The following is a 17,357-nucleotide window of genomic DNA, read 5'->3' as shown; positions in this document are numbered from 1 at the left end:
GGGGCATGGTGGTGAGCGAGGTCACTGCTCTGCGGGAGGCAACCCACCATGGCGCGTGAGTCGGAGTCCGGACTGCCCATCGAGCCGGTCTACGGGCCGCAGTCCCTCGATGGCTGGGATCCGGCGGAGAAGCTGGGGGAGCCGGGGGCGTTCCCCTACACCCGTGGTGTGTATCCGACGATGTACACCGGCCGTCCCTGGACGATGCGCCAGTACGCCGGATTCGGTACGGCCGCGGAGTCCAACGCCCGCTACCGGCAGCTGATCGCCCACGGCACCACGGGTCTGTCGGTCGCCTTCGACCTGCCCACCCAGATGGGCCACGACTCCGACGCCCCGATCGCGCACGGCGAGGTCGGCAAGGTGGGGGTCGCCATCGACTCGGTGGAGGACATGCGGGTGCTGTTCGGCGGGATCCCGCTGGACCAGGTCTCGACGTCGATGACGATCAACGCCCCCGCGGCCCTGCTGCTGCTGATGTACCAGCTGGTCGCCGAGGAGCAGGGGATCGGCGCGGAGAAGCTGACGGGCACGATCCAGAACGACGTCCTGAAGGAGTACATCGCCCGGGGCACCTACATCTTCCCGCCCAAGCCGTCGCTGCGGCTGATCGCGGACATCTTCCGGTACTGCCGGGCCGAGATCCCGAAGTGGAACACCATCTCGATCTCCGGCTACCACATGGCCGAGGCGGGTGCCTCGCCCGTGCAGGAGATCGCCTTCACCCTCGCCGACGGCATCGAGTACGTCCGCACCGCTGTCGCGGCGGGCATGGACGTGGACGACTTCGCCCCGAGGCTGTCGTTCTTCTTCGTGGCCCGCACGACGCTCCTGGAGGAGGTCGCCAAGTTCCGTGCCGCGCGCCGCATCTGGGCCCGGGTGATGCGCGAGGAGTTCGGCGCGCGGGACCCCAAGTCGCTGATGCTGCGCTTCCACACCCAGACGGCGGGGGTGCAGCTGACGGCGCAGCAGCCGGAGGTGAACCTGGTCCGGGTCGCGGTGCAGGGTCTGGCCGCGGTGCTGGGCGGCACGCAGTCCCTGCACACCAACTCCTTCGACGAGGCCATCGCCCTGCCCACCGACAGATCAGCCCGCCTCGCCCTGCGCACCCAGCAGGTCCTCGCCCACGAAACGGACGTGACGGCGACCGTCGATCCGTTCGCCGGGTCCTACGTCATCGAGAAGATGACCGACGACGTCGAGGCCGCCGCGACGGAGCTGATGGCCAAGGTCGAGGAACTGGGCGGCGCCGTCGAGGCCATCGAACGCGGCTTCCAGAAGAACGAGATCGAACGCAACGCCTACCGCATCGCCCAGGAGACCGACTCCGGCGAACGCGTCGTCGTCGGCGTCAACCGCTTCCGGCTCGACGAGGAAGAGCCGTACGAGCCGCTGCGCGTCGACCCCGCCATCGAGGCCCGGCAGGCCGAACGCCTGGCCGAGCTGCGCGCGGAGCGCGACCAGCCGGCCGTGGACGCGGCCCTGGCCGCGCTGAAGAAGGCCGCCGAGGGCGAGGACAACGTCCTCTACCCGATGAGGGAGGCCCTGCGGGCCCGGGCGACCGTCGGCGAGGTCTGCACCGCACTGCGCGAGGTGTGGGGGGCCTACGTCCCGTCCGACGTCTTCTGACCGGACGACTTCCGACCGGACGCCGGGGCGGGATGTCAGACCCGCGTGCCACACTCATTCGCATGTTCGGTGTCGTTGATCTGCCCACCTACCTGGCGGGCCTCGTGCTGATCGTCCTGCTGCCCGGCCCCAACTCGCTGTACGTGCTGTCCGTGGCCGCCCGCCGTGGCGTGCGTGCCGGGTACAGCGGCGCTGCCGGAGTCTGGTGCGGGGACACGGTGTTGATGACGCTGTCCGCAGCCGGAGTCGCCTCGCTGCTCCAGGGGAACGCCGTGCTGTTCGCCGTCGTCAAGTACGCGGGGGCCGGATATCTGACCTGGCTGGCCATCGGCATGCTGCGGGCCGCGTGGGGCATGTGGCGGACGCGTGGGGAGCGGACCGGCAGTGACGGGGTGCCCGGGCCCGCCGAGGAGCGGCCCTTCCGCCGTGCCTTCGTCGTCAGCCTGTTCAACCCGAAGGCGATCCTCTTCTTCGTCGCCTTCTTCGTGCAGTTCGTGGATCCGGGGTACGCCTATCCCGCCCTGTCCTTCGTGGTCCTCGGCACCCTCGCCCAGCTCGCCAGCGTGCTCTACCTCAGCGCGCTGATCTTCGGCGGCACCAGGCTGGCCGCCGCCTTCCGCCGCCGCAGGCGCCTGTCGGCAGGGGCGACTTCGGCGGCGGGTGCGCTGTTCCTGGGCTTCGCGGTGAAGCTGTCGCTGGCGGGTCCGTAGAGCACGCGCGCCGGCACCGGCCGAAGCGGGCCGGGCAGTCCGCGTCTCATGACGTGGTGCGGCGCATCAGGACCGTTTCGCGCGGGCCCGCCGTACGGCCCGGGTGATCACCGGCGGCAGCAGGTCCTTGGCGAGCCGGCGGGCCCGGGACGGAGCGGGCCGGGCCGGGCGCGCCGCACGCGACTCGGCGACCCGGGCGGCGGGGTCCGGCGTGGCCACGGGCTCCACGTAGTGCCGTGAGGGCGGGAAGGACGGCGGCTTCATGCCCCGGGAACGGGCCCGGATCAGCCGGTGCCCGGCCGCCTCCTGCACGCTCAGCCCCACGTCGGAACGCTGCCGCAGCATCTGAAGCAGTTCCTCCTGGAGCGACTCGGGATCGCCCCAGGTGGCGTACAGCTTCTGCGTGCTGAGACAGATCGGGTGCAGACCGCGGTTGAGGACGGCCTCCCAGGCGGCGACCGAGACACCCGGGGTGTGCTCGGACCGGAAGTCGTCGAGGACCACGATGCCCTCGGGCAGCAGGATGTCGTGGGCCGCGCCGATGTCGCCGTACACGTGCTCGTACAGGTGCGAGGCGTCGATGTGGATGAATCGGCAGGTGTCCGCGGCCACCTTCTCCGGCACCAGGGAGCTGGGGCCGGTGATGACCGTCGGCAGGGTGTCGTGGAAGGAGAGGTAGTTCCGCTCGAACGCCTGCTGGGTGAGCGAGGCATACGACTTGGCGGCCTCCGCCTGGTTGGCCCCGTCCGGGGCGTCGCCCTCGAACAGGTCGCAGACGGTGAAGTGCTCGCCGTCCTGGAGGTGGTGGCCGAGGAGGATCGCGCTCTTGCCCATGTAGACGCCGAGTTCCAGCAGGTCGCCCTTCATGCCGGCCTTGTTCTGCTGTTCGAGGAACCAGGTGAACAGCATCTGGTCCAGCGGCGGGAACCAGCCGGGGACGTCCATGAGTTCGCCGGGGTGCGTGTCGGTCGCTTGTGCGTTGGTCATGAGACGAGCCTTCTCTCTGAGCGTTGCCCGAACCGACGGCCGGCTGAACGTCTCGTGAACAGCTCAGCGGGCCTTCGCCAGGGCCGCCCGCAGCAGGGGCGTCAGCGGCTTCTCCACATACTTGTTCAGCAACCACGCCAGCAGCAGCATTGACGCCACCGTCAGCGCGAAGGTCACCCCGGACGCCAGTCCCAGACCGCGGTGCAGGGCGTGGATGACCACCCAGCCGAGGTGCTCGTGGACCAGGTAGAAGGGGTACGTCAGCGCGCCCGCGACCGTCAGCCACCGCCAGTTCACCCGGTTGAGCAGGCCCAGCGCGATCGCGGCGACCGCCACGAAGCCGAACGTCACGACGGCGATGATCCCGAACGAGGAGCGGTAGGAGAAGGCCTCCGGGTCGGGGGCGTGCCACAGCCCCTGCACCGCGTAGTGCTGGCCGATCAGCCAGCTGACGGCCACGATGCCCCACCCGTAGACGTCCCGCCGGTCGCGGTGCACGAGGTAGAGGCCGATGCCGCCGATGAAGAAGGGCGCGTACTCGGGCATCAGGACGATGTCGAGCAGCGGCATGTTCGCGTTCTCGGCGATCACCGCCGCCAGCATCCAGCCCGCGCAGAACATGATCACCCGGCGGCGGTTCGCCCCGGGCAGGACGACGCACAGGGCGAACAGGGCGTAGAAGCGGACTTCCGCCCACAGGGTCCAGCACACGCCGAGTACCCGGTCGACGCCCAGCGGCATCTGCAGCATGGTCAGGTTGACCAGGGCGTCGCTGGGCGAGACCGCCTTGTAGGCCACCATCGGCAGCGCGAACACCGCCGTGACGATGAGTACCGCCACCCAGTAGGCGGGCAGCAGCCGGGAGGCGCGGGAGGCGAAGAACGACTTCAGAGGACGGCCCCAGCCGCTCATGCAGATGACGAACCCGCTGATCACGAAGAACACCTGGACGCCGAGGCAGCCGTAGGCGAACAGGGAGTGCAGGGTCGGGAACTGGTCCTCGGGTGAGGTGCCCCAGGCCTGGGCGACCTCACCGCCGCGTCCGCCGTAGTGGTACAGCGCCACCATCAGCGCGGCCACCAGCCGCAGTCCGTCGAGGGCGCGCAGCCGCCCGGCGGAGTCCTTTCTGCGCCGTGGGACGGTCGTGGCGCCCGGTGGTTCGACCAGCACGGCGACACCGGGCTGGGGCTTGTGGGTGCTGACGGCCGTCTCGGTCACGCTGGAAACCTCTGTGTGGCTCGTATGTCCCTTGCCTGAGCCGCCTGTGGGCGGGCGCCTGTCACCCTAGGACGAGAGTTGACGGAATTACGTTCGACGGCGACAGGCTTCGCCTGCCGGTCCCCATGGGTTCATCCGGATGTCGCCCGGGCCGCCCGGCGGGACCGGCTCAGCGGCGTACCGCCTTGCGCAGTGCCCGGGCCCGCCGGACCACCCGGCGTGCCGTGGAGTTGCGCGGCAGGAACGCCAGCCGCTGCGGAATGCCGCCGGGCAGCCCGAGCGCGGTGAGGCGCCGCTTCTTGAAGTAGCGCCGGGTGCGCGGGCCGAGATGCCGGGCGAGGAACTGCTCGGCCTGCGGGCGCAGATCCGGGTAGATCTGCGGCTGCATGGTGAATCCGAGGGCTGTGAGGAGGGCGGACAGCCGCTCGGCGGGCAGCACGTCATCGTCCGTGCCGCTCTCCAGGTCGGGCAGCAGCGCGTCCGCCAGGGTGGTCGGGACCCGGTTGCTGTTCTGATACGGCGTCAGCCGCTCCAGCAGCAGCTCGGTTCCGATGCGGGCGACCGGCAGGTCGTAGAACGCGGAGGCCGTGAACAGCGCGGTCGAGAAGCAGCCGACGACCAGCGCGGGCCGGGCGCGGTCGAACAGCACCTCGGCGAGCACGGGCGTGTCCAGGACCGTGAGGTCCACGCCGAGCTTCTCGGCCTCGGTCTCCAGGGCGCGGCTGTAGCGGGCCGGGGCGGTCGGGTGGGGCTTGAAGACGACCGTGCGGTGGCCACGGGCGACGGCGCCCCGCATCATCCGCACGTGCAGGTCCTCTTCCTCCTCGGGGGAGAGGATGTTCAGCGCGGACAGGTACTGGCCGAGCAGCAGCGCCGACTCGTCGGGCAGGACGGGCAGTTCGGGCACGGTCTCGGTGACCTCGCCGAGCACCTTCAGGAACGCGGGCGAGGGCACCAGGTGCGCCGGCACGCCGAACTCGGTGAGCAGCATCGGCGTGAGCCCCGGCACCAGATCGAGGTGCAGCAGACGCCGTACACGGGTGCCGACCAGCGGGTCGAGCTTGTTGCGCGTGGGGCCGTAGCTCATCAGCCCGTCGGCGTAGACGTCGATGGGGGCGTCCGTGAACAGCTGCGCCACCGTCAGCGCGGGCGCCACCTGGATCGACTCCAGCACCAGGCTCACCCGGTCGTCGCCGAGGCCCCACAGCAGCCGCAGGTAGCGCTCGAAGAGGGGGATGTCGTCGGCGCGCGGCGTCCAGGCCCCGGGGTGGAAGGGGCGGATGGCCTCGTTCCAGGACAGCACGTCGTCGAAGTGCTCACGCAGCGGGGCGAAGCCCGGCATCTCGTCGAGAGCCGGAGTGGTCTCCGGGGTCGCGGAGTTGTTGAACACCAGAAGCACCCGGCGGTCCGGTTCCTCGAAGAGGTCGGAGTCGATCGCGGCGGCCAGGGTGGCGACGCCGTACAGCGTCGAGGCGCAGAAGATCTGAGTGGTCCCGGGCATCAGGCGGCCGCTCCCGTCGTGGTGACCCGGCGCCGCAGCCGCCGCAGCTTGGACGAGCGGTCCATGTCCATGGCCTCCAGTGCGTCAGCGAGTGCGTCCTGCGGCATGCGCTTGATGGCCGCCGCGCTCATCGACCGCAGCTGCCTGGCCACGGCCGGTTCGAACCTGTCTTCGTTGGAGAGGTGGTGGGCGATGATCGCGCAGTACGTCCGCACCGCCTTGGGCAGCAGCCGGCCGGCGTCGCGGTCCGCGGCGGTCTCCTCGATCACCTGGTCGAAGGCGCGGATGAAGTCGAGCTGGCGGACATCGCCGATCTGCGTCAGGGACGAGGCCACCCCGCGCCGGTAGAACACGCCCAGCAGGCTCACCACGGCGAACGACTCCGCCTCGCGGTGCAGCTTCCAGATCCACGGCCGGTCCTCGGCCGTGCGCAGCCCGTCGGTGAAGTGGAGCACGCCCTTGTCGACGAGACGGCGGTGGTACGCGCCGGCCCAGGCGTAGGCGTAGTCCACCGACGTGGAGCGGTGGGCCGGGAGGATCGCCTCCCGCGGGTCGAAGGCCTCCCAGCGCCGTCCGACCGGGACCCGGTGCACGGAACGGGCGCGCGCGGTGGCCTGGACATGGTCGGTGCGCACGAAGTCGCACCCCAGGTCGTCCATCGCGGACACCAGTTCGGTGAGGTAACCGGGAGCCAGCCAGTCGTCGCCGTCCAGGAACGTCAGGTACTCGCCCTGCGCCGCGTCCAGGCCGGTGTTGCGCGCGGTGGCGAGACCGCCGTTCTGCTCATGGCGGATGTACCGCACCTGCGCGACATCCGAAAGGTCCTCGGCCGCTCGTTCGAGAATGGCCGGAGTTTCGTCCTTGGAACGGTCGTCGACCAGGATGAACTCGAAATCGCGGTCCGCGTTCAACCGAAGGCTTCTGAGGGTGTCCGGGGCATATTGCTGCACGTTGTAAAACGGCACGATCACGGAAAGCTTAGGCACCCGCAAAACGTTAGGAGGCCGCCCGGCAGCGGAACTTTCCTACGAAGGTACACCGGGTGAACTCAATGTGTCAGAACGGTGCACCCCGTGTACTTCCCGCCCCCCAGCAGGCCAGTTCGGCTCTCGGTGGGCTGTTGTTAACTTTTCGTTGATTCGCGGTTCCGCCATACCTAGCATTCGCTTCCTAGCGTCTTCGGTGTGCCAGTAAGTACACCGAAGCGCCCGCGCATCGCGGTCCTCGCGGACTCCGACACCCGATGGAAATGGGGTGCGCTGACCGCCGCCCGCATCGCCCCGGGACCGTCCATGGAAGCCGCACCGAGCGAGGGCGCGCAAGCCGGCCCCCTCCTCGACGGATTCCTGCTGCGCGGCCGGGCGACGCCCACCCCCCGCCAGCTTCAGGAAGTGGGCGTGCCCGCCGACTCGCTGCGGGAGGTCACCGCCGTCGAGTTCCTGCGCGCCATGGCCCAGGGGTCCTACGACGTCCTGGTCCTCTCCCTGGTCGGCGGCGGTGTGCAGGCGATGCTGCACGGCCTGGCACGCGTCTGGGAGAACCGCACCGAGCGGCCCGTCGTCGTCACCGGCTACGTCGGTGTCGTCTACGAGAAGCTCGCCGACGGCCTGCTGCTGCGGCACGGAGCGGACCTGGTCCTCGCCAACTCCCGCCAGGACGCGGACCGTTTCCGGGCCGTCTACGAAGGGGTCGGCGCCGACGCCTCCGCGGTCACCGAGGTGGCCCTGCCGTTCCTCGGGGGAGCGCCGTACGAAGGCGAGCACGACCCCTACACGGTCGTCTTCGCCGCCCAGCCCTCCGTCCCGGAGAGCCGCAAGGACCGTACGTACCTGCTGAACCGGCTGGTGCAGCACGCCCGCCGGCACCCCGAGCGCGAGGTGCTGCTGAAGCTGCGCTCCAAGCCCGGCGAACACACCACCCACATCGAGGAGCTGCCGTACCAGAGGCTGGTGCAGCGCCTCGATCCGCCGGACAACTTCCGCCTGGTGTACGGAAACATGGGCGAGGTCCTCGACCGCACCGACCTGCTGGTGACGGTCAGCTCCACGGCCGCCCTGGAGTCGCTGCACCGCCGTATCCCCACGGTCGTGCTGACGGACCTCGGCATCCGCGAGTCGCTCGGCAACCACCACTTCGTGGGCTCCGGCTGCCTCGCCTCCTGGGACCAGCTCGACGCCGGGCACCGGCCCGCGCCCGCCGAGGACTGGGTCTCGCGGCAGGGCGTCGCGGTGGACGGCTCCTACGACTCCGCCTTCGACGCGGCCCGCGAACGCATCGCCGAGCTGCTCGACCGGCCCGGCGGCCTCCCCTCGCTGACCCCCTACTACACCCCCGTCACCGCGCCCGGCTATCTGCCCGGGATCCTCGCCCGCCACCACCTCGGCCCGGACGGCACCCCGCTGCCCGGCGCGCCCGCCGCCGACGAGGAGCCCGGACCGGTCCGGCAGATCGTGCGCCGGGCGGCGCGCGGCGCCTACCGGCACGGCGTGCAGCGCGTGGCGCCCGTCATCCGGCGGATGGGCGAGCTGTGAGCCGCCCCGAACCCTCCGTCCACGGAGCCCAAGGAGAAGACCCCATGTCCCACCCGGAAGCGGGCCGAGGCGCCCCGGTGCGCCGCGTGCTCGCGGTGATCCCCGCGCGCGGCGGCTCCAAGGGCGTGCCCGCCAAGAACCTCCTCCCCGTCGGCGGAGTCCCGCTGGTGGCGCGGGCGGTCCGCGAGTGCCGGGCCACCCGGCTGGTGACGGACGTCGTCGTCTCCACCGACGACCAGGCCATCGCGGCCGCCGCCCGTGAGGCCGGCGCCGAGGTCGTGTTGCGGCCCGCCGCCATCGCCGGCGACACGGCCACCTCCGAGGCCGCCGTCCTGCACGCCATGGACACCCACGAGGCCCTGCACGGGGCGCCGGTGGACGTGGTGCTGCTCGTGCAGTGCACCAGCCCCTTCATCGTCCGCGAGGACATCGACGGGGTCGCGGGCGCCATCGCCGAGGACGGCGCCGACACCGCGGTGACCGTGGCGCCCTTCCACGGGTTCATCTGGCGGGACGCGGACACCGAGGCCACCTCCGGTGTGACGGCCGGCGGCTACGGCGTCAACCACGACAAGTCCTTCCGGCCCCGCCGCCAGGACCGCCCCCAGGACCTGCTGGAGACCGGCGCCGCCTACGCCATGGAGGCGACCGGCTTCCGCAAGCACCAGCACCGCTTCTTCGGCCGCACCGAACTGGTCCGCACCGACCCCGCGCGCGTCCTGGAGATCGACGACCCGCACGACCTCGCCCGCGCCCGGGCCCTCGCGCCGCTCTTCGACGCGGACCGCCCCGGCGCCCTCCCGACCGCCGACGACATCGACGCGGTCGTCCTCGACTTCGACGGCACCCAGACCGACGACCGGGTGCTCGTCGACTCCGACGGACGGGAGTTCGTCTCCGTGCACCGCGGGGACGGACTCGGTATCGCGGCCCTCCGTGCGAGCGGTCGCCTGAAGATGCTGATCCTGTCCACGGAACAGAACCCTGTGGTCGCCGCCCGGGCCCGGAAGCTCAAGCTCCCGGTGCTGCACGGCATCGACCGCAAGGACCTCGCGCTGAAGCAGTGGTGCGAGGAGCAGGGCATCGCGCCGGAGCGCGTGCTCTACGTCGGCAACGACGTCAATGACCTCCCGTGCTTCGCCCTCGTGGGCTGGCCCGTGGCGGTCGCGAGCGCCCACGACGTCGTGCGCGGCGCCGCACGCGCGGTCACCACCGTCCCCGGTGGCGACGGCGCGATCCGAGAGATCGCCAGCTGGATCCTCGGCCCCTCTCTCGATTCCCTCACCAAGTAAGGACATCTCTGCCATGAGCACCAACTCCCGTATCCGCACGTTCGGTTCGCGCGAGGTCGGCCCGGGCCGTCCGGTCTACGTCTGCGGTGAGATCGGCATCAACCACAACGGCGATCTCGAGAACGCCTTCAAGCTGATCGACGCCGCCGCCGAGGCCGGCTGCGACGCCGTCAAGTTCCAGAAGCGCACCCCGGAGATCTGCACCCCGCGCGACCAGTGGGACATCGAGCGCGACACGCCCTGGGGCCGGATGACCTACATCGACTACCGCCACCGTGTGGAGTTCGGCGAGGACGAGTACCGCGCGATCGACGACTACTGCAAGTCGAAGAACATCGACTGGTTCGCCTCCCCGTGGGACACCGAGGCCGTCGCCTTCCTCGAGAAGTTCGACGTCCCCGCCCACAAGGTGGCCTCCGCCTCCCTCACCGACGACGAGCTGCTGCGCGCCCTGCGCTCCACCGGCCGCGCCGTGATCCTCTCCACCGGTATGTCGACGCCGAAGCAGATCCGCCACGCGGTGGAGGTCCTCGGCTCCGACAACATCCTGATGTGCCACGCCACGTCGACCTACCCGGCGAAGGCCGAGGAGCTCAACCTCCGTGTGATCAACACGCTGGAGAAGGAGTTCCCGAACGTCCCGATCGGCTATTCCGGCCATGAGACCGGCCTGCAGACCACCCTCGCCGCGGTCGCCCTGGGCGCCACCTTCGTCGAGCGCCACATCACCCTCGACCGCGCCATGTGGGGCTCGGACCAGGCCGCCTCCGTGGAGCCGCAGGGCCTCACCCGCCTCGTCCGCGACATCCGCACCATCGAGGCCTCCCTCGGCGACGGCGTGAAGAAGGTCTACGACTCCGAGCTGGCCCCGATGAAGAAGCTGCGCCGCGTCGCCGGCGTGGTCGCCGAGGCGGAGATCGCCGACGCGGCGGGCGAGCCGGTCGGCGTCTGAGCGCACCACCCCACAACCCCCCTTACGACGGGACGGTCGTACGTCGATGAGCCCCCGCGCCGGGAACGCCGGCCCCCACACTCTCGCCTTCGTCGAGAGCCCGGTACAGCTGCTGAACGTGCTGGAGTGGGCGCACGCGCATGCGCCCGGCGTGGGGCTCACCCTCGTGGTGCTGTCACCCGTCGACCCGATGACGCGCGGCCAGCTGCGGCGGATGTCCGACCTGGCCCGCGACGAGGGGCACCAGGTCCGCTGGGAGGAAGCGCGCGGCGGGCCCCTGGCGCCCTTCCAGACCATCGGCGGGCTGACCGGCCTGCTCCGCAGGGCACGCCGGGTCGTGCTGGGGGACCCCTTCTCCCGCTACGTCCAGCTGCTGCTGACGATCACCCGCGCCCGTGACCTGGTCGTCGTCGACGACGGCACGGCCACGATGGAGTTCGTCGGGCAGCTGGCCCGGGGGGAACGCCTGGTGCGCTGGCACCGCAAGGGCGGCCGCCCCGGCCCCCGCGATCTGATCTTCGCGCCGGTGTCCTCCTCCGCCCGCCGCCGCCTGACCCCCTCCGGCGACCGCCGCATCGAGATCTTCTCCTCCATGCCGATGGCGCAGACCCCGGCGGGCGTCACGGTCGCCGCCAACTCCTTCGCCTGGACCCGGGCCCGCTTCGGCCCGCCCCGCATCACCAAGGGCGCGGACCTGGTGGGCACGTCCCTGGTGGAGACCGGCGTGGTGGACGACGGCCGCTACCTGGAGGCCGTCCGCGCCCTGGCCAGGACCCACGGCGCCACCCGGTACTTCGCCCACCGCCGCGAGAGCACGGACAAGCTCCACCGCCTCGCGGTCGAGACGGGCCTGGAGATCGTCCGCCCCGAACTCCCCCTCGAACTGATCGCCCGCCGCGGCCCCATCGGCCGGACGATCCTCAGCTTCCCCTCCACCGTCGTCCACACCCTCCCCCTCGCCCTGTCCGGCACGGAGGTACGGGTCGCGGTGTGCGACATCGACCCGGCCTGGCTGACCGAGACCGCCTCCCCACGAGCCCAGGGCTTCCTGTCCGGGGTCACGGGCACGGCCCGCGACGTCCACCGGCTGCCTTCGACGGCCTCGACGGACCCGGCAGCGCCGTCGCACCCGGACCCGCCCAAGCCGGTCGACCCCACGGAATCGGCAGGCACGGCGAGCTCCACAGCCTCAGCGGCCCCGGCAGGCCTGACGGGGCCGACCGCGACGCCGGGGGCCGCGGGGGCCGTGGCCGCAGGCTGAGGCGAACCCGGCGGACGGCCACAGGGGCCGACGGGCCGCCGGTCGGCAGGAACCGGCGCGGGTGTCCCGACCCCGAGCCGCGGGCGGCTGGTTCCGGTGAGAACCCGGGGACGCGCACGAGGCGCGTACTGGCGGGGGCGCACGTCCGGCAGATGAACACGCCCGTGTTCGCCGCGCAGGGCGTGGTATCCGTGGAGAGGATGGATGGATACCGGAGTCGTGACGCGCATGTGGTCGAAGTCACGCTCTGGGGGATGGGTGGCCCGGTTCGGCCCAAAAGGCAGGCCAGTTTACCCGTCTCACCCGACAGCTATGCGCCCGGCGGTCATATTTTCTTCCCCTATCGGGTTGAAGTTTTGTTGATCCAGGGTCGGAAGACCGCCCCGGCGCCCTACCCTTCAAAGGGTGAAGCAACTGATGTCACTGGAGTCCGAGGTCGATCTTCCCGGGGGAGCCGTACTCCCCGGTGCGCTGCCCGACGCTCTGCGGGCCGAGCTCATCGCGTTCCGACGCGACATGCACATGCACCCGGAGCTCGGCAACCAGGAGTTCCGCACGACCGCCGCGATCAAGGAGCGGCTCGAGCAGGCCGGCCTCAAGCCGCGCGTCCTCGCCGTAGGGACCGGACTCGTCTGTGACATCGGCGTGGAGGGCGAGCAGTGGGACGGCGGTCCCAGCATGCTCGCCCTGCGGGCCGACATCGACGGCCTGCCCATCCCGGACACCAAGACCGAGTGCTCGTACCGCTCGACCGTGCCCGACCGCGCGCACGCCTGCGGCCACGACGTGCACACCACCGTCGTCCTCGGCGCCGGCCTGGTCCTCGCCGAACTGCACCGGCAGGGCACGCTGCCCCGCCCCGTCCGGCTGATCTTCCAGCCCGCCGAGGAGGTGCTGCCCGGCGGCGCCGCCGACGCCATCAAGGGCGGGGCGCTGGAAGGCGTCGGCGCGATCATCGCCGTGCACTGCGACCCCCGCGTGGACGCCGGCAGGATCGGGCTCCGTGAGGGCCCCATCACCTCCGCCTGCGACCGGCTGGAGATCGGCCTCGACGGCCCGGGCGGTCACACCGCCCGCCCCCACCTCACGACCGACCTGGTCACCGCCGCGGCCCGCGTCGTCACCGACGTCCCCGCGCTGGTCGGCCGGCGCTTCGACAGCCGCAGCGGGATCGCCATCACCTGGGGCCGCGTCGAGTCGGGCCACGCGCCGAACGTGATCCCGCAGCACGCCGAGCTGTCCGGCACCGTGCGCTGCCTCGACATCGAGGCGTGGCGGCAGGCCCCCGACGTCGTCGTCGCGGCCATCGACGAGATCGCCAACCTGTACCGCGCCAAGTCGGAGATCAACTACGTGCGCGGCGTCCCGCCCGTCGTCAACGAGCCCGGCGTCACCGAACTGCTGCGCGAGGCCATGATCGCCCGGCGCGGCGTCGAGTCCGTCGAGGGCACCGAGCAGAGCCTCGGCGGCGAGGACTTCTCCTGGTACCTGGAACACGTCCCCGGCGCCATGGCCCGCCTCGGCGTCCGCACCCCCGGCGAACGCCAGATCCGCGACCTCCACCAGGGCGACTTCGACGTGGACGAGTCGGCCATCGCGGTCGGCGTGGAGCTCTTCACCGCGGCGGCGGTGCTCGACGCCTACCTGTAGCCGGAGACGTGCGGGGACCTCGGCTCGGACCCCGAGAGCTGGAGCGGCGGGGCGGATGCCTGTCGCTCCACGCTCTGAGCCCCGCACATCTCCGCCCGTGCTTGGCCAGTTCTTGTCCAAAGCAGTAGCGGAACCTGAAATCCGCTCGCCGTAGCCGATCAGCTTGGCTTATATTTTGATCGCCCGCTGGAGCATATTTTGCGCCGTGCAGGCTAGTTCATGGTCGTTTCCATCCGCTGGGTTCTCTCGACCTTGTGAGGTCTCCATTGAGCGAACTGAGAAAGTACGCGACGGGCTTGAGGCTCTGCCTAGTGGCTGCCCTTGCAGGCGGTTTGGTGACCGCCTTCGGCGGCACCGCGCAGGCAGCCGTGTCCAACTGTGACGTGGGTCGGTCTACCGCCGGCAACCAGGCGTGGGCGGGTTGCCTGAAGGGATTCGGGTCATATCGGGTAGCGGCCAAGTGTGATTCGCCCACTTATCCCTACTCCATCACCATCTACGGCCCTTGGAAGAGCCGCGCATCGGGGGATTCGCATACCTCCTACTCAGAAGTCTTCGGTGACGCTTACGCCTGCCATATCGTGAAGGCTTGGGCAGACACGCGTTAATCTATCGCAGTCTCGGCCTTTCGTAACGGCTCGCCAATTCACTTGGCGGGCCGTTTCGACTTGTCCGGGGAGTCGCTCCGGCCGGTCAGGGTGAGCGATGGTATCCAGCCAAAAGCAGGTCGAGAGCCCGCCTCCCCGGCAATGTCGGCGACGGCACCGCCTTCTCTCCGCACTGGCCGCCCGGCGGTCGCATCGTGCGGGATCGGCCCCGGCGCGCGTGTGTGCACTCTCGTCGGCGGCCGCGTCCTCGGCGGCGGCATTCGGCCAACGCCGTGCCTTGACGCAGGGCGACCGGCGGCCCTCTCCGGGTTGCGACCGCAGTGGCTCCGGGGCAGCCTGGACAGCGAAGGTGTACATACCTGAGTAGCCTCACGCTGAGGTACTCCATCGATACACAGCGTGGGGGATTGAAGGGTGCGCTGCCCCGAGTGCACCTTTCGATCGGGTAGTTCACACGGGCTTAATCAGCGATCGGCACGAATGGATAACGGCAAGGCGAGGCCTGGTTCCCAGGAGTGTCTACGCGCGTTAATGTGCGCCGAACCGAGCACCCACTGCGGGGCTTTGGAGAATGGGGAACTTCAGATGCGTCGGATTTCCAAACTGACCCGCGTCGCGGTGGGGGTCGCGTCGCTCGGGCTCGTCGCCACGGCCTGCGGCGGCACCAGCAGCGACAGCGGCGACAGCGACACCAGCGAGCGCGGCGTCGCGATCGCGTACGACGTCGGCGGCAAGGGCGACCAGTCCTTCAACGACGCCGCCTACGCCGGCCTGACGAAGGCCAAGGACGAGTTCGGCTACAAGACGGCCGACATCGAGCCCACCGAGGGCGAGACGGACGCCGACAAGGAGCAGCGCCTGGCGTCGCTGGCCAAGCAGGGCTACAACCCGGTGATCGGCGTCGGCTACGCCTACGGCCTCGCGATGGAGGCCGTGGCCAAGAAGTACCCGGACACCACCTTCGGGATCGTCGATTCCACGGTCGAGGGCGGCAACGTGGCATCCCTCATCTTCGCCGAGGAGCAGGCCTCGTACCTGGCCGGTGTCGCCGCCGCCAAGGCCACCAAGACGAACACGGTCGGCTTCGTGGGCGGTGTGGACGTCCCGCTGATCCACAAGTTCGAGGCCGGATACAAGCAGGGCGTGCTGGACACCGACCCCAAGGTCAAGGTCCTGTCGCAGTACCTGACGCAGACCGCCGAGGAAGGTGGGTTCGCCAGCCCCGACAAGGGCAAGGCCGCCGCCGAGGGCCAGATCGAGAAGAAGGCCGACGTGCTCTACGCGGCCGCCGGCCTGTCCGGACAGGGCGTCATCGAGGCCGCCGCCAAGGCGAAGGTCTGGGCGATCGGCGTCGACTCCGACCAGTACAAGCAGGCCGCTCTCGCCCCGTACAAGAATTCCATCCTCACCTCCGCGCTCAAGGATGTCGGCGGTGCGGTCTATGCCCTGTCCAAGTCGGTCCAGGACGACAAGCCGCTGACCGGCACCCAGACGTTCGACCTGAAGGTCAACGGCGTGGGCCTGTCGGAGTCCAACCCGGAGTACGCGAAGGTCGCCGGTCTCCAGGACGCCGTGAACAAGGTCAAGCAGGAGATCATCGACGGCAAGATCAAGGTCAACACCGAGTGAGCCGACCGGTCTGACCAGCCGAAGCGGGCGGGCACCCCTCTGGGTGCCCGCCCGCTTCGCGTTTCCCGGCTCTCCCGAAACCGGATCACCCAGCGCCACTCCCCGTTTGCGGTCGGCAATGCCCGGACCAAGGCCCGGTGATGGCTTGGCCACGGGCGCATAACAAGGTGGACAGAAGGGGTTTTCAGGCAGGTCTACGCGCGTTAATCTGCGGCGAAGCCAGCGCTGAAGCTGAACCGTCCCGGCGCTGTGCGACCTCGTTGTACGACAGGAGCACCCACACATGCGCCGGATTTCCCGGATCACGGTCGCAGGCGCAGCGACCGCCTCCCTGGCCCTCGCGCTCTCCGCCTGCGGCGGCACCTCGACCTCCGCCGGGTCGTCGGACTCGAAGGGCGACAAGGGTCTCGCCATCGCCTACGACGTCGGCGGCAAGGGCGACCAGTCTTTCAACGACGCCGCCTACGCCGGCCTGGAGCAGGCGAAGAAGGAGTTCGGGTACCAGACGGCCGACGTGGAGCCCACCGAGGGCGAGACGGACGCCGACAAGGAGCAGCGCCTGGCCTCCCTGGCCAAGCAGGGCTACAACCCGGTCATCGGTGTCGGCTACGCGTACGCCTCGGCCGTGAAGGGTGCCGCCGAGAAGTTCCCGGACACCACCTTCGGCATCGTCGACGACGCCACGATCAACACCAAGAACGTGGCCGACCTGGTCTTCAACGAGGAGCAGGCCTCCTACCTGGCCGGTGTCGCCGCCGCCAGGACGAGCAAGACCAAGGTCGTCGGCTTCGTCGGCGGTGTGGACATCCCGCTGATCCACAAGTTCCAGGCGGGCTTCGCGCAGGGTGTCAAGGACACCGACCCGAAGGTCAAGGTGCTCTCCCAGTACCTCACCCAGACGGCCGAGGAGGGCGGTTTCGCCAGCCCTGACAAGGGCAAGACGGCTGCCGAGGGCCAGATCGAGAAGAAGGCCGACGTCGTCTACGCGGCCGCCGGCCTGTCCGGTCAGGGTGTCATCGAGGCCGCCGCCGCCAACAAGGTGTGGGCCATCGGTGTCGACTCGGACCAGTACCAGCAGGAAGCCCTTGCCAAGTACAAGGACTCCATCCTGACCTCGGCGATGAAGGACGTCGCCAAGGCGGTGTACAACCTGGCGAAGTCGGTCGAGGACGGCAAGCCCGAGACCGGTATCGTTCGTGGCGATCTGAAGACCGGCGAGGTGAGCCTGTCGAACTCCAACCCGAAGTTCGCGGACGACGCCGAGCTCCAGGCAGCCATCAAGACGGCCAAGGAGAAGATCATCAGCGGCGAGATCAAGGTCAAGAGCAGCTGACGAGCGACTGCCTCGAAGCAGGCGGTAACCCCCGGGGTTACGTCCGCTCGACGGGG

Annotated in this window: 13 protein-coding genes; 9 read left to right on the top strand and 4 right to left on the bottom strand. The window is 70.1% G+C overall.

Annotated elements, in window-relative coordinates:
• The first annotated feature begins 48 nt into the window (after nt 1-48).
• Both IO24_RS0106645 and leuE read left to right on the top strand, forming a co-directional pair.
• Nucleotides 49-1,629: an acyl-CoA mutase large subunit family protein gene (locus IO24_RS0106645; protein ID WP_031132867.1), complete on the top strand. Its 1,581-nt coding sequence runs from the start codon at nt 49-51 to the stop codon at nt 1,627-1,629.
• Nucleotides 1,630-1,691: 62 nt separating this feature from the next.
• Nucleotides 1,692-2,339, top strand: a complete 648-nt coding sequence (gene leuE / locus IO24_RS0106640) for a leucine efflux protein LeuE (protein ID WP_031132865.1) — start codon at nt 1,692-1,694, stop codon at nt 2,337-2,339.
• A 66-nt stretch (nt 2,340-2,405) separates the two neighbouring features.
• Here the strand turns inward: leuE and IO24_RS0106635 are convergent, their stop codons facing one another.
• The 4 genes from IO24_RS0106635 to IO24_RS0106620 all read right to left on the bottom strand — a co-directional run bounded on the left by IO24_RS0106635 (nt 2,406) and on the right by IO24_RS0106620 (nt 7,031).
• Nucleotides 2,406-3,326 carry a class I SAM-dependent methyltransferase gene (locus tag IO24_RS0106635; protein ID WP_031132863.1) on the bottom strand — a complete coding sequence of 307 codons (921 nt, stop codon included), beginning with the start codon at nt 3,324-3,326 and terminating at the stop codon, nt 2,406-2,408.
• A 63-nt stretch (nt 3,327-3,389) separates the two neighbouring features.
• A complete protein-coding gene (locus tag IO24_RS0106630) occupies nt 3,390-4,544 on the bottom strand; it encodes an acyltransferase family protein (protein WP_031132861.1) in 1,155 nt (384 codons plus the stop codon).
• A gap of 169 nt (nt 4,545-4,713) precedes the next feature.
• A complete protein-coding gene (locus IO24_RS0106625) occupies nt 4,714-6,045 on the bottom strand; it encodes an alpha-2,8-polysialyltransferase family protein (RefSeq protein ID WP_031132859.1) in 1,332 nt (443 codons plus the stop codon).
• Entirely contained in the window at nt 6,045-7,031 is a 987-nt protein-coding gene (locus tag IO24_RS0106620) for a glycosyltransferase family 2 protein (RefSeq protein WP_031132858.1), read from the bottom strand. Before IO24_RS0106620 ends, IO24_RS0106625 begins: the two co-directional genes overlap by 1 nt.
• 198 nt (nt 7,032-7,229) lie before the next feature.
• Between IO24_RS0106620 and IO24_RS0106615 the strand changes: the two genes are divergently transcribed.
• The 7 genes from IO24_RS0106615 (at nt 7,230) to IO24_RS0106585 (ending at nt 17,301) form a co-directional block, all read left to right on the top strand.
• Complete coding sequence (locus IO24_RS0106615; protein ID WP_031132857.1) at nt 7,230-8,576, top strand: DUF6716 putative glycosyltransferase; 1,347 nt, start codon at nt 7,230-7,232, stop codon at nt 8,574-8,576.
• A 44-nt stretch (nt 8,577-8,620) separates the two neighbouring features.
• A complete protein-coding gene (locus IO24_RS0106610) occupies nt 8,621-9,868 on the top strand; it encodes an acylneuraminate cytidylyltransferase (protein WP_031132855.1) in 1,248 nt (415 codons plus the stop codon).
• Nucleotides 9,869-9,881: 13 nt separating this feature from the next.
• Nucleotides 9,882-10,820 carry an N-acetylneuraminate synthase family protein gene (locus tag IO24_RS0106605; RefSeq protein WP_031132853.1) on the top strand — a complete coding sequence of 313 codons (939 nt, stop codon included), beginning with the start codon at nt 9,882-9,884 and terminating at the stop codon, nt 10,818-10,820.
• 46 nt (nt 10,821-10,866) lie between these two features.
• The gene (locus tag IO24_RS0106600) at nt 10,867-12,081 is read left to right on the top strand and encodes a ferritin family protein (RefSeq protein WP_078898879.1); all 1,215 of its coding nucleotides are present in this window, start codon (nt 10,867-10,869) and stop codon (nt 12,079-12,081) included.
• Nucleotides 12,082-12,498: 417 nt separating this feature from the next.
• Entirely contained in the window at nt 12,499-13,731 is a 1,233-nt protein-coding gene (locus tag IO24_RS0106595) for a M20 family metallopeptidase (RefSeq protein WP_031132850.1), read from the top strand.
• A 1,193-nt stretch (nt 13,732-14,924) separates the two neighbouring features.
• Nucleotides 14,925-15,968, top strand: coding sequence for a BMP family lipoprotein (locus IO24_RS0106590; RefSeq protein WP_031132848.1), 1,044 nt, complete (start codon nt 14,925-14,927; stop codon nt 15,966-15,968).
• A gap of 283 nt (nt 15,969-16,251) precedes the next feature.
• Nucleotides 16,252-17,301: a BMP family lipoprotein gene (locus IO24_RS0106585; protein WP_031132846.1), complete on the top strand. Its 1,050-nt coding sequence runs from the start codon at nt 16,252-16,254 to the stop codon at nt 17,299-17,301.
• Nucleotides 17,302-17,357: the final 56 nt, after the last annotated feature.

This window comes from Streptomyces flavovariabilis (genome assembly GCF_000725785.1).
GTDB lineage: Bacteria > Actinomycetota > Actinomycetes > Streptomycetales > Streptomycetaceae > Streptomyces > Streptomyces hawaiiensis.
Note: the sequence above shows the minus strand (reverse complement) of the source record. Positions and strands in the feature narration are given on the sequence as shown.

Coding starts and splice junctions, on each gene's coding strand:
- IO24_RS0106645 (WP_031132867.1), top strand. CDS start 49: ATGGCGCGTGAGTCGGAGTCCGGACTGCCCATCGAGCCGGTCTACGGG.
- leuE (WP_031132865.1), top strand. CDS start 1,692: ATGTTCGGTGTCGTTGATCTGCCCACCTACCTGGCGGGCCTCGTGCTG.
- IO24_RS0106635 (WP_031132863.1), bottom strand. CDS start 3,326: ATGACCAACGCACAAGCGACCGACACGCACCCCGGCGAACTCATGGAC.
- IO24_RS0106625 (WP_031132859.1), bottom strand. CDS start 6,045: ATGCCCGGGACCACTCAGATCTTCTGCGCCTCGACGCTGTACGGCGTC.
- IO24_RS0106610 (WP_031132855.1), top strand. CDS start 8,621: ATGTCCCACCCGGAAGCGGGCCGAGGCGCCCCGGTGCGCCGCGTGCTC.
- IO24_RS0106605 (WP_031132853.1), top strand. CDS start 9,882: ATGAGCACCAACTCCCGTATCCGCACGTTCGGTTCGCGCGAGGTCGGC.
- IO24_RS0106600 (WP_078898879.1), top strand. CDS start 10,867: ATGAGCCCCCGCGCCGGGAACGCCGGCCCCCACACTCTCGCCTTCGTC.
- IO24_RS0106595 (WP_031132850.1), top strand. CDS start 12,499: ATGTCACTGGAGTCCGAGGTCGATCTTCCCGGGGGAGCCGTACTCCCC.
- IO24_RS0106590 (WP_031132848.1), top strand. CDS start 14,925: ATGCGTCGGATTTCCAAACTGACCCGCGTCGCGGTGGGGGTCGCGTCG.
- IO24_RS0106585 (WP_031132846.1), top strand. CDS start 16,252: ATGCGCCGGATTTCCCGGATCACGGTCGCAGGCGCAGCGACCGCCTCC.